Below are 10,840 nucleotides of genomic sequence, written 5' to 3' on the forward strand. Positions count from 1 at the left end.
CAAGCCGGCTCCTACAGGATCCTTTGTATGCTTGAGTCACTGGAAAAAATGCTGGCCAAGGGTGTGGATAATTCCCTGCTGCGCTTTGGTTTGGGCAAGGGTTATTTGGACCTGAAGGACAACGCCAAGGCGGCGGAGCATCTGCAGAAATGCGTGGAGTTCGACCCCAAGTATTCGGCGGCGTGGAAGTTGTTGGGTAAGGCGCAGTTGGGCTTGGAAGATCGTGCGGCGGCGCGGCTGGCGTGGGAGAAGGGCATCGAAGCGGCCCAGGCCCATGGCGACAAACAGGCCGAAAAAGAGATGGCGGTGTTCCTGAAGAAACTCGACCGCCAACCTTGAGCCGATCCCTTGTGGGAGCTGGCTTGCCTGCGATGGCATCAACTCGGTTTAACTGAAAGACTGAATTGCCTGCATCGCAGGCAAGCCAGCTCCCACATTAGATCTTCATGGGTCTTGAGTCAGGGGTGGCTCAATACCACCGCGCCTCACCCGGCGGGCGTTTCTTGAAGCGCTTCATGCTCCACATGTACTGGCTCGGATAAGCGCCGACATAACGTTCCACCACCTTGCTCATCGCCGCGCAGGACGTGGCGGTGTCGGTGCTGTACATGTCTTCCGGCGCCGCTTCCAGGATCACTTTGTAACCCGAACCGTCCGGCAGCCGCAGCGCATGCAGGAACACGCCGACGGCCTTGTGGCCCGCCAGCATGTTCGGCACGAATTTGCTGGTCAGCGCCTGAGTGGCGAAGAATGGCACGAAGATCCCGGCGGACTCGGCCGGCTCCGGGTCGGCGGGGATACCTACCTGGCCGCCCTTGCGCACTTCCTTGATCACGCTGAGGATGCCTTCCTTGGTCGACGCCGCCACACGGTTGCCCAATTGCACGCGCTGCTTGCGCAGCAATTCGTCCACCGCCTTGAGCTTGGGCGGGCGGTAGAAAATGATCGGTTTGCATTGGCTGCAATAGAAGTGGTTCAGCACTTCCCAGTTGCCCAGGTGGCTGGTGATGCCGACCACGCCTTTGCCCGAGGCGAGGGCTTCGTGCAGCACTTCCAGGCCTTCGACTTCACGCACCAGGTCAATGGAGCGCTGGGCCGGCCAGATCCAGGCGCAGGCGCTTTCGGTCAGGGACTTGCCGATGTCCATCAGGCTGCGGCCGACCAGCGCTTCGCGCTCGGCTGGGTTCATGTCCGGGAAGCATTTGGACAGGTTGATCCGCACCGTGTCGCGGGAGCGGTTGGGGGTTTTCCACATGATCCAGCCAATCGCCGTGCCGACGGCCTGGACAGCGCGCCAGGGCAGTAGGGCAAACAGCCGGAGAGCGCCTACCAGCAAGGCGCCTTTAAACTTTTCCACAGGTCACTCCTGATCGTGTGTGGTGCGCAAAGCCGGCATTCTAACCGGCGTTGGCCAAGTCCGCGTAACGGTCGCAGTCTTGAGTGTGGTCCATGACCATGCCCGAGGCCTGCATGAACGCGTAGCAAATGGTTGGCCCGACGAAAGTGAAGCCGGCTTTCTTCAAGGCTTTGCTCATGGCTTCAGCCTGCGGTGTAATCGCCGGCACTTCGCTGCGATCCTTGAAATGATTGACCCTGGGTGTGCCGCCAACAAAGGACCAGAGCAACCCCACCGGGTCCTCCAACGCCAGCCAGGCAGCGGCATTGCGCCGGGTGGCGTTGAGCTTCAGGCGATTGCGCACAATGCCCGGATCCTGCATCAGCGCTTCGATCTCATCATCGGTCAACCGCGCCAATCGCTGCGCGTCAAAACCAAACAAGACCTTTCGATAATGCTCGCGTTTGCGTAAAACGGTGATCCAGGAAAGGCCCGCCTGGAACCCTTCGAGCAAAAGCAACTCGAACAAACCCTGCGCATCGCGCAGCGGCGTTCCCCACTCCTGATCGTGATAAGCCATGTACAGCGGATCTTCAGAACACCAAAAGCAGCGTGGCATAAGGCTCCAGGGGATGGTGGCGCGGCCGAATCGGGTATACTCCCGCTCTTTAAATCGCAGCCCAAGTAACAGGTGAATTTCGTGAGCCAGCCTACGCCAGCCGTGCGTACCTTCCAAGACTTGATCCTCGCCCTCCAGCAATACTGGGCCGAGCAAGGTTGTGTGGTACTTCAGCCCTACGATATGGAAGTAGGCGCCGGCACTTTCCACACCGCTACATTCCTGCGGGCCATTGGCCCGGAAACCTGGAACGCCGCTTATGTGCAGCCCAGTCGTCGCCCGACTGACGGCCGCTACGGCGAAAACCCGAACCGTCTGCAGCACTACTACCAGTTCCAGGTGGTACTGAAGCCGAACCCGGATAACTTCCAGGAACTGTACCTGGGCTCGCTGAAACATGTCGGCCTGGACCCACTGGTCCACGACATCCGTTTTGTCGAAGACAACTGGGAATCGCCTACCCTGGGCGCCTGGGGCCTGGGCTGGGAAGTCTGGCTCAATGGCATGGAAGTGACACAGTTCACTTACTTCCAGCAAGCGGGCGGCATCGAGTGCTACCCGGTGACCGGCGAAATCACCTACGGTCTCGAGCGCCTGGCCATGTACCTGCAAGGCGTGGACTCGGTCTACGACCTGGTGTGGGCTGATGGCCCGTTCGGCAAAGTGACCTACGGCGACGTGTTCCACCAGAACGAGGTGGAGCAGTCCACCTACAACTTCGAACACGCCAACGTCGACAAACTGTTCGAACTGTTCGACTTCTATGAAAGCGAAGCCAAGCGCCTGATCGAACTCGACCAGCCGCTGCCGTTGCCAAGCTATGAAATGGTGTTGAAGGCCTCCCATACCTTCAACCTGCTGGATGCCCGCCGTGCCATCTCGGTCACCGCGCGCCAGCAATACATCCTGCGTGTACGCACCCTGGCGCGTTCCGTCGCCCAAGCCTACCTGCTGGCTCGCGCCAAGCTGGGCTTCCCGATGGCAACCCCGGACCTGCGTGATGAAGTGTTGGCTAAGCTGGAGGCTGCACAATGAGTGCTCAAGATTTCCTGGTTGAACTGGGCACAGAAGAGCTGCCACCCAAGGCACTGAACACCCTGGCCGACGCGTTCCTGGCCGGTATCGAAAAAGGCCTGCAGACCGCTGGCCTGAAATTCGCCGCGAAAAAAGTCTACGCCGCGCCGCGTCGCCTGGCCGTGTTGCTGACCGCGCTGGAAACCCAGCAGCCGGACCGCAGCATCAACCTCGACGGCCCGCCACGCCAGGCGGCTTTCGATGCTGAAGGCAACCCGACTCAAGCTGCACTGGGTTTTGCCAAGAAGTGTGGCGTCGAGCTGAGCGAAATCGACCAGAGTGGTCCGAAACTGCGTTTCAGCCAGGTCATCACCGGCAAGCCGACTGCCAGCCTGTTGCCGACCATCGTTGAAGACTCGTTGAATGATTTGCCGATCCCCAAGCGCATGCGCTGGGGTGCACGTAAAGAAGAGTTCGTACGTCCGACCCAATGGCTGGTGATGCTGCTCGGTGACCAGGTCATCGATTGCACCCTTCTCGCCCAGAAGTCCGGTCGTGATTCCCGTGGTCACCGCTTCCATCACCCGCAAGCTGTACGCATCACCTCGCCGGCCAACTACGCCGCCGACCTGCGTGCCGCCTACGTGCTGGCCGACGCCAACGAGCGTCGCGAGCTGATCAGCAAGCGCACCGAAGAGCTGGCTCGTCTGCAAGAAGGCACCGCCATCGTGCCGCCAAGCCTGCTCGACGAAGTAACCGCGCTGGTCGAATGGCCGGTGCCGCTGGTGTGCTCGTTCGAAGAACGTTTCCTCGACGTGCCGCAAGAAGCGCTGATCACCACGATGCAGGACAACCAGAAGTATTTCTGCCTGCTGGATGTGGATGGCAAGTTGCTGCCGCGCTTTATCACCGTGGCCAACATCGAAAGCAAGGACCCGCAGCAGATCATCGCCGGTAACGAGAAAGTCGTTCGCCCGCGCCTGACTGACGCCGAGTTCTTCTTCAAGCAAGACAAGAAGCAAAAGCTGGAAGACTTCAACCTGCGCCTGCAAAACGTGGTGTTCCAGGAAAAACTCGGCAGCGTCTACGACAAGGCCGTACGAGTCTCCAAGCTGGCCGCTTACATTGCGCCACGCATTGGCGGCGATTCCGCCTGGGCTGCGCGTGCAGGCTTGCTGTCCAAGTGCGACCTGGCCACCGAGATGGTCGGCGAGTTCCCGGAGATGCAAGGTGTTGCCGGCTACTACTACGCACTCAACGACGGCGAGCCGCAAGATGTCGCCCTGGCCCTGAACGAGCAGTACATGCCACGCGGTGCCGGCGCTGAACTGCCGACCACCCTGACCGGTGCAGCCGTGGCGATCGCCGACAAGCTGGACACCCTTGTGGGTATCTTCGGTATCGGCATGTTGCCAACCGGCAGCAAAGACCCGTATGCCCTGCGCCGTGCGGCCCTGGGCGTGCTGCGCATCCTGATCGACAAGAAGCTCGACCTCGACCTGACCCAGGCCGTGGTGTTCGCCGTCGGCCAGTTCGGCGCCAAGGTCAAGCAAGCCGGCCTGGCCGAGCAAGTGCTGGAGTTCGTGTTCGACCGCCTGCGTGCGCGCTACGAAGACGAAGGCGTGGACGTGTCGGTGTACCTGTCGGTACGTGCCCTGCAGCCGGGTTCGGCGCTGGACTTCGACCAGCGCGTACAAGCCGTGCAGGCCTTCCGCAAACTGCCGGAAGCCGATGCCCTGGCCGCCGTGAACAAGCGTGTGTCGAACCTGCTGAGCAAGGCCGAAGGCCTGGGCAACGCAGAAGTCGACCCTGGCCTGTTTGCCGATGCCAAGGAGTTCTCGCTGAACTCGGCCATCGCCAAGGCGGAGAACGCGGTGAAACCGTTGATCGCAGAGCGCAACTACGCCGAAGCCCTGGCGCGCCTGGCCACCTTGCGTGAGCCGGTGGATGCGTTCTTCGAAGCGGTGATGATCAATGCCGACGATGCCGGCGTGCGGAAAAACCGCTACGCCATGCTGGCGCGCCTGCGCGGCTTGTTCGTCAATATCGCTGACATTTCGACGCTGAGCTGACCATGTTGAAACTGCTGATTCTCGATCGGGACGGGGTGATCAATTATGACTCCGACGCTTACATCAAGTCGGTGGCGGAGTGGATTCCACTGCCCGGCTCGATCGAGGCCATCGCGCAGTTGAGCAAAGCCGGCTGGACGGTGGCCATCGCCACCAACCAGTCTGGCATCGCCCGTGGTTACTACGACATCGCCACCCTGGACGCCATGCACGCACGCCTGCGCGCGTTGGTGGCCGAGCAGGGCGGTGAGGTGGGGTTGGTGGTGTATTGCCCCCACGGGCCGGATGAGGGCTGCGATTGCCGCAAACCCAAGCCGGGCATGTTGAAAACCATTGCAGAACATTACAAGGTGCCGTTAGCTGGGATATGGTTCGTCGGGGACAGCCTCGGTGACCTGGAGGCGGCCAAAGCCGTCGACTCTCAGCCAGTTTTGGTTAAGACCGGAAAAGGCGAAAAGACCCAGGCGAAAAACCTGCCGGTAGGCACCTTGATTTTTGACGATCTGGCGGCCGTTGCCGCAGAACTTATCAACAACTAGCCGCCCTCGACTTCCTGAACAAGGATTGCTCGGGAGTGCGCTTTTAGCAGGCGGGCCGTGTCCCGCAACGGTAAATGCCGCCATGTCGATTTTGCAGGCCATCAGAACCTTTTTCTTTTACCTGCTGCTGGGCACCAGTTCGTTTCTCTGGTGCACCCTGAGCTTTTTTATTGCGCCCTTCCTGCCGTTCAAGGCGCGCTATCGCTTTATCAACGTCTACTGGTGCCGCTGCGCTTTGTGGCTGACCAAGGTGTTCCTGAACATCCGTTTCGAGGTCAAGGGCGCGGAAAACGTCCCGGACCAGCCCTGCGTGATTCTGTCGAACCACCAGAGCACCTGGGAGACCTTCTTCCTGTCGGCGTACTTCTCGCCGTTGAGCCAGGTGCTCAAGCGTGAGTTGCTGTATGTGCCGTTCTTCGGCTGGGCCATGGCCATGCTGCGTCCGATCGCCATCGACCGTGATAACCCCAAGGCCGCGCTCAAGCACGTGGCCAAGAAGGGCGACGAGCTGCTCAAGGATGGTGTTTGGGTGCTGATCTTCCCCGAAGGCACACGTGTGCCCTACGGCACGGTAGGCAAGTTCTCACGCGGAGGTACGGCTTTGGCGGTCAACGCCCATCTGCCGGTACTGCCGATTGCGCATAACGCCGGCAAGTTCTGGCCAAAGACCGGCTGGGCTAAACGCGAAGGCACCATCACCGTGGTGATCGGTGAACCGATGTACGCCGAAGGTGAAGGACCCCGCGCCATCGCCGCGCTGAATGACCGCGCCCAGGCGTGGAATGAAGCCCAGCAACGGGCCATGGGATCGCTACCGCCGGTGCCGGTTGTAGTCGACACGCCGGTCATCTGATCATCTGTGGATAACCTGTGCACGGTTTGTTGGCGAATCGTCTTTTTTGTCTTTTAAGATGCTGATTTACTTAAATATTTCCCAAGCTCATAAAATCACGGAAAAGGTGCATAAGTTTTTTTCCGCCTAAAAAAACCGGTCCTTGCGACCGGTTTTTTATGCACAGCAGAAAAGTACGTTTTTCAGTCTTCCAACAGCGGCAGTTGAAGGCTGAATGTGGTGCCTTTGCCCACCACGCTTTCGCAACTGATGCGCCCGCCGTGACGCTCCACCACGGCCTTGACCATGGTCAGTCCCAGCCCCAGGCCTTCACTGCCCTGGGCTGAATCGAAGCGACGGTATTGGCTGAACAGCTCCGGCAAGTCCGCCGCGGCAATCCCCGGGCCCTGGTCGCTGATACGGCATTCCAACCAGCCTTGCTCGCTACTGTGCCCCAACCTCACGGTCGTCCCGGAAGGCGAATACTTGATCGCGTTCTCCAGCACGTTGAACAAAGCCCGTGTGAGCAGTGACTGGTCGGCAGAGACCATACCTTCATCCGCTTCATCCAAGTCATGGACCAAATGAATCCCTTTAAGCTGGGCAATCAGTGCCACCTGATCAAAAGCATCCATGACCAACATAGCGAACAGCGTCGGTTGGAATTGGTACCCGTCAGCCTCGGCTTTCGCCAGTTGCACGAAGGATTCGGTGAGGCCCAAGGCACGGCGAACCTGCTGTTCGATCTGGGCGAACACCGGGGACTCGCCGTTATGCACATCCAGCAGCGCAAGGATCGCTGAATGGGGCGCGCGCAGGTCGTGAGAGAGGAACCGCAACATGGTCTCGCGGTGTTGCTGGGCTTCGCGCTCCTTACTCAAATCCGTCAGGCTCAGCAGCCAACCAAGGGCGACATCGCCTTCAGCCGGCAGCAAGGGCGCAAGCTCCATGCGCAGGCTGCGTTGGTGGATGTCCCGAAACTCCACAAGTTCCAGTACCGACAGGGCAGGGCGCACGCCATTGTGCAGCGGCGGGTAGCCCAGGTCGGCCAGTTGCTCCAACAGGTTTTCGTTGACCAGATCGTTGCCGAACACGTCCCGGGCAATGCGGTTGGCCAGCAGGATATTGCCCTTGGGGTCGGTAATCAGGGTTGCCACCGGCAGGCACTCCAGGCCATCGGCCATGAAGCGCCGTGTGTCGCGTGTGCGGCTCACGGCTTGTTCCAGGGCAAAGATACGCGCCTGCAACACATCGCCTTTGCTGGCGGGCGCACGGCGGCGTTCAGGCAGGACTTTGGGTTCGTTGTCCAGCCGCGCCAGTTCCCAGCCGAAATAGGCGAGGATCACACTGAGGCGGCGCCAGTTCCAGATCAGGTAACTGAGCAACAAGCCGATCAGACAGGCCGCAGGCGACCACCAGTGGCCCAGGCGTAATAGGGCTAGGGAGCTGACTAATGCGACGGCCATGCAACCCAGCGTCATCCACAGCGCATAGCGCGGGCGATAGAGCAGCAGGCCCAATAGCAATGCGACCAACGAGGTCGCCATTAAGGCCGCGAGCCAGCCTGGCAGATCAACGATGCTGCGGCCTTGAAGCAAGCCATTCAGCACGTTGGCCTGGATCTCTACGCCTGCCGTAGTGCCCACCGTCGAAGACAGAGGTGTGACGAAACGATCGCCCAACCCGGAGGCTGTCGACCCCACCAAGATCAAACGACCACGTAGTTGCTCGGGAGCGACTTCACCGCGCAGTACGCTGGCGTAAGACACACTGGGAAAATGGGTATGAGGTGCAATAAACGGGATGCGGATAGCGTGTTCCCGATGCCAGTGCGGAGTAATCGATTGCAGAGGCTCGCCTGGCATTTCAGACAACTCGCCACTCATCTCATAGGCCAACCAGGCCAACTGCGGTGCCGTGGCATCAGGCGGGCCTTCACGCAGGTAGAGGCTGCGGACCACACCGTCGGTGTCTGCTTCAACATTGATGTGGCCCACGCCTTTGGCGCATTTAAGCAGGGGCATCATCTGCGTGTCCGGTTGGCTGTAGTTCGCAGCACCTTCACGCACCAGGGGTAGCAAGACATTGCCAGCGTTGCAGACCGACTCGGCCAGGCGTTTGTCATGAGTGGGGTCACCGGGCTCACTGAAGATCACATCGAACAGAATGCCTGCCGGTTGCGCGGCGCTCAGACGGTCGATCAGGTCGGCGTGCAGGCTGCGTGGCCAAGGCCATCGTCCGAGCTTTTTAAGGCTGGAATCATCGATCGTCACCAGCAGGATACGTGGATCGACGGGTAGTGGTGCGAGGCGACGCAGGCTGTCGTATAACGGATTGTTCAAGGCCAGGCCTGGGCTCAGCGACAGGTAGGCGGTGATAGGCAGCAGCAGCAAACCTATCCACAACCACTCGCGCACCAGACCGTGGAACAGGCGCTGGGCATGGGTGGGTTGTCGTTTTTCGGCCTTGCCCCAGAGCATCATTGGTCAACGTACCTGGGCAGTCGGCGGGTAGTAGAAGATGTCATAGACCCCGGTTTCTCCCTCCAGGCCGTTTTCGTCGTAAGCCGACAAGCGCACGTGATAGAACGAGGCTTTGAGCCCAGTGAAGCTCATTTTCGGCGCGCTGGAAAAGTTTTCCTGCTTGATGTTCATAAAGGCTTTGTCGGTGGCGACCTGGGCACGGTAGCGCTGGGCGCCGGGCAATGGCCGAAGGTACAAGCTCCAGACCGGCGCGTCGCCTTTTTGGCCGTCTTGGCCCATGAGCTTAGGTGCGGGAAGCAGCGCCACGGGATTGAGGTCGCCCTGTTTCTTGAAGAGCAGACCTTGGCGGGCGTCAACTTTGATCTCGCCTGTCCGTTCTCGGTTTGCGGCTACCTGACCGTCCAACACTTCCAACAGCGATCGCTCAGCGTCATTGCGCACTCGAAAGTGCGTGCCCCGTACGCCCAGCACACCGACCGGCGTCACGATCTGGAAGCGATCATGATCGCTGGCGCGCTTGATCACATACGCCTCGGCCTGGCCTTGTTCGAGCACCACCTGGGGAATCGACAGTTTCTTCTCCACGCGCAACCGCACCTGGGAGTCAGAGGGCAACACTACGCGGGATCCATCACCGAGCAACAGGCTGACGAACGCCGAAGCCGAGGTCTTCACACCTTCCCGTTCATCAATGGTCATGCCTTCCAGCAAGGGAGTTACCTTGCCCTGGTTGTCGAGTTTCCAGGCCTCACCGGTGAGATGCTGGACCACGGCAGGCAGAGGCTGGGCTCGGCACAGGAAGTCGTCGTCGATATAAGTTGCACGAACCTTTGTAGCAGCACCCGCCGAGCCAATCACCATGATCAACAAAGAGGGAAGGGCACGGCGTAAGCAATTGGAAGGAACAAACATGGCGCTCATAAAGTCAGGTTTCCAGAGGGCATCAGCGCACAGGAGTTTACGGCAGCACATGCGTCGGCTGATCCTTTTCCTTAGGGTCAGGAGCCGGTATCTTTCCCACATTGGTATCGAGGACTTTCAATGGGTCAACCGCTCATTGATCCCAGCGTATAGAGAGATCCGAGGGGTCGATGAATCTGCGCACAATTCTTCAGATTCAAAAACCGGCCGACGGCTGCCGCACTCTTCAAATGAAAGGACCCACCCATGCGTGTCGCAATACTGGATGACGAACCCGCCGAACTGCGCCGGGTGGAACAGACACTGCGACAAATCCCCAGTACCGCAGAACAGCCTTGGTCCCTGCATTGCTTTGAACGTGGCGAAGACCTGCTCCGCCAACTGCGCCGGGAAACCTTCGACCTGCTGATACTCGACTGGCAATTGCCGGATATCACCGGGATCGCGTTGCTGCGCTGGACCCGCGAACACATGGAGTCGCCGCCCGCCGTCATCATGCTCACCAGCCGTGATGCCGAGAGCGACATCGTCACCGCGCTCAACAGTGGCGCCGATGATTACGTCAGCAAACCTTTCCGTCCTAATGAATTGAAAGCACGGGTCACGGCGGTTCTGCGTCGGCATGGACTGCAAAAGTCTGCCACCCACGAAGTGCAGAGTTTTAATGACTTGACCTTTGATGATGCTGAATTGACCGTGACCCGCGCGGGCAAACCGATCAACCTCACGGAGCGTGAGTACCGTTTGGCTAGCTGCCTGTTTGCCAACCTGGCACGCCCCCTTTCTCGCGAGTACCTCTACGAGCGGTTCTGGACCCATGAAGAAATGGTGTCCTCGCGGCCGCTGGATACGCATATCTACCGGCTAAGAAACAAGCTCGGGCTGACCGCGGATCGGGGTTGGCAGTTGCTGACCATCTATGGATATGGCTACCGCTTGGAAAGTGTCGCAGCGGCGTCCCAAGCCTGATCCGTTGATGTTCCACGTGGAGCATTTTCAAAACCAGTGATTTTTACCCAATAAA

General features: G+C 59.7%; 10 protein-coding genes. 6 read left to right on the plus strand and 4 right to left on the minus strand.

Going from position 1 to position 10,840, the window contains the following annotated elements:
* Nucleotides 1-27 precede the first annotated feature (27 nt).
* Complete coding sequence (locus tag WH299_RS09580) at nt 28-339, plus strand: tetratricopeptide repeat protein (protein ID WP_122730048.1); 312 nt, start codon at nt 28-30, stop codon at nt 337-339.
* 130 nt (nt 340-469) lie between these two features.
* On the opposite strand, the gene WH299_RS09585 is transcribed toward WH299_RS09580, so the two are convergent.
* Together WH299_RS09585 and WH299_RS09590 are read right to left on the minus strand one after the other, a co-directional pair.
* On the minus strand, nt 470-1,357 hold the full coding sequence (locus WH299_RS09585) for a lysophospholipid acyltransferase (protein ID WP_028618597.1): 888 nt from the start codon (nt 1,355-1,357) through the stop codon (nt 470-472).
* A gap of 40 nt (nt 1,358-1,397) precedes the next feature.
* Nucleotides 1,398-1,955, minus strand: a complete 558-nt coding sequence (locus WH299_RS09590) for a DNA-3-methyladenine glycosylase I (RefSeq protein WP_068937315.1) — start codon at nt 1,953-1,955, stop codon at nt 1,398-1,400.
* Nucleotides 1,956-2,036: 81 nt separating this feature from the next.
* On the opposite strand from WH299_RS09590, the gene glyQ reads away from it, so the two are divergent.
* The 4 genes from glyQ to WH299_RS09610 all read left to right on the plus strand — a co-directional run bounded on the left by glyQ (nt 2,037) and on the right by WH299_RS09610 (nt 6,433).
* The gene (gene glyQ, locus WH299_RS09595; RefSeq protein ID WP_003187265.1) at nt 2,037-2,990 is read left to right on the plus strand and encodes a glycine--tRNA ligase subunit alpha; all 954 of its coding nucleotides are present in this window, start codon (nt 2,037-2,039) and stop codon (nt 2,988-2,990) included.
* Complete coding sequence (glyS, locus tag WH299_RS09600) at nt 2,987-5,041, plus strand: glycine--tRNA ligase subunit beta (protein WP_068937314.1); 2,055 nt, start codon at nt 2,987-2,989, stop codon at nt 5,039-5,041. The genes glyQ and glyS overlap by 4 nt, the downstream gene beginning before the upstream one ends.
* 2 nt (nt 5,042-5,043) lie before the next feature.
* Nucleotides 5,044-5,580, plus strand: a complete 537-nt coding sequence (gene gmhB, locus WH299_RS09605; protein ID WP_163002115.1) for a D-glycero-beta-D-manno-heptose 1,7-bisphosphate 7-phosphatase — start codon at nt 5,044-5,046, stop codon at nt 5,578-5,580.
* Between the two features lie 82 nt (nt 5,581-5,662).
* Nucleotides 5,663-6,433 carry a lysophospholipid acyltransferase family protein gene (locus WH299_RS09610; protein ID WP_122730044.1) on the plus strand — a complete coding sequence of 257 codons (771 nt, stop codon included), beginning with the start codon at nt 5,663-5,665 and terminating at the stop codon, nt 6,431-6,433.
* A gap of 182 nt (nt 6,434-6,615) precedes the next feature.
* Here the strand turns inward: WH299_RS09610 and WH299_RS09615 are convergent, their stop codons facing one another.
* Entirely contained in the window at nt 6,616-8,895 is a 2,280-nt protein-coding gene (locus WH299_RS09615; protein ID WP_122730042.1) for a CHASE2 domain-containing protein, read from the minus strand.
* A 3-nt stretch (nt 8,896-8,898) separates the two neighbouring features.
* Nucleotides 8,899-9,756, minus strand: coding sequence for a FecR family protein (locus WH299_RS09620; RefSeq protein ID WP_240037380.1), 858 nt, complete (start codon nt 9,754-9,756; stop codon nt 8,899-8,901).
* 306 nt (nt 9,757-10,062) lie between these two features.
* On the opposite strand from WH299_RS09620, the gene WH299_RS09625 reads away from it, so the two are divergent.
* On the plus strand, nt 10,063-10,785 hold the full coding sequence (locus WH299_RS09625) for a response regulator transcription factor (protein ID WP_028618590.1): 723 nt from the start codon (nt 10,063-10,065) through the stop codon (nt 10,783-10,785).
* Nucleotides 10,786-10,840 lie beyond the last annotated feature (55 nt).

The sequence above is a fragment of the Pseudomonas sp. MYb541 genome (genome assembly GCF_037479595.1).
Classification (GTDB): Bacteria; Pseudomonadota; Gammaproteobacteria; order Pseudomonadales; family Pseudomonadaceae; genus Aquipseudomonas; species Aquipseudomonas canadensis.

What these genes read in the sequence shown, in the direction of transcription:
- WH299_RS09580 (WP_122730048.1), top strand. Translation starts at nt 28, where the DNA reads ATGCTTGAGTCACTGGAAAAAATGCTGGCCAAGGGTGTGGATAATTCC.
- WH299_RS09590 (WP_068937315.1), bottom strand. Translation starts at nt 1,955, where the DNA reads ATGCCACGCTGCTTTTGGTGTTCTGAAGATCCGCTGTACATGGCTTAT.
- glyS (WP_068937314.1), top strand. Translation starts at nt 2,987, where the DNA reads ATGAGTGCTCAAGATTTCCTGGTTGAACTGGGCACAGAAGAGCTGCCA.
- gmhB (WP_163002115.1), top strand. Translation starts at nt 5,044, where the DNA reads ATGTTGAAACTGCTGATTCTCGATCGGGACGGGGTGATCAATTATGAC.
- WH299_RS09610 (WP_122730044.1), top strand. Translation starts at nt 5,663, where the DNA reads ATGTCGATTTTGCAGGCCATCAGAACCTTTTTCTTTTACCTGCTGCTG.
- WH299_RS09615 (WP_122730042.1), bottom strand. Translation starts at nt 8,895, where the DNA reads ATGATGCTCTGGGGCAAGGCCGAAAAACGACAACCCACCCATGCCCAG.
- WH299_RS09620 (WP_240037380.1), bottom strand. Translation starts at nt 9,756, where the DNA reads ATGGTGATTGGCTCGGCGGGTGCTGCTACAAAGGTTCGTGCAACTTAT.
- WH299_RS09625 (WP_028618590.1), top strand. Translation starts at nt 10,063, where the DNA reads ATGCGTGTCGCAATACTGGATGACGAACCCGCCGAACTGCGCCGGGTG.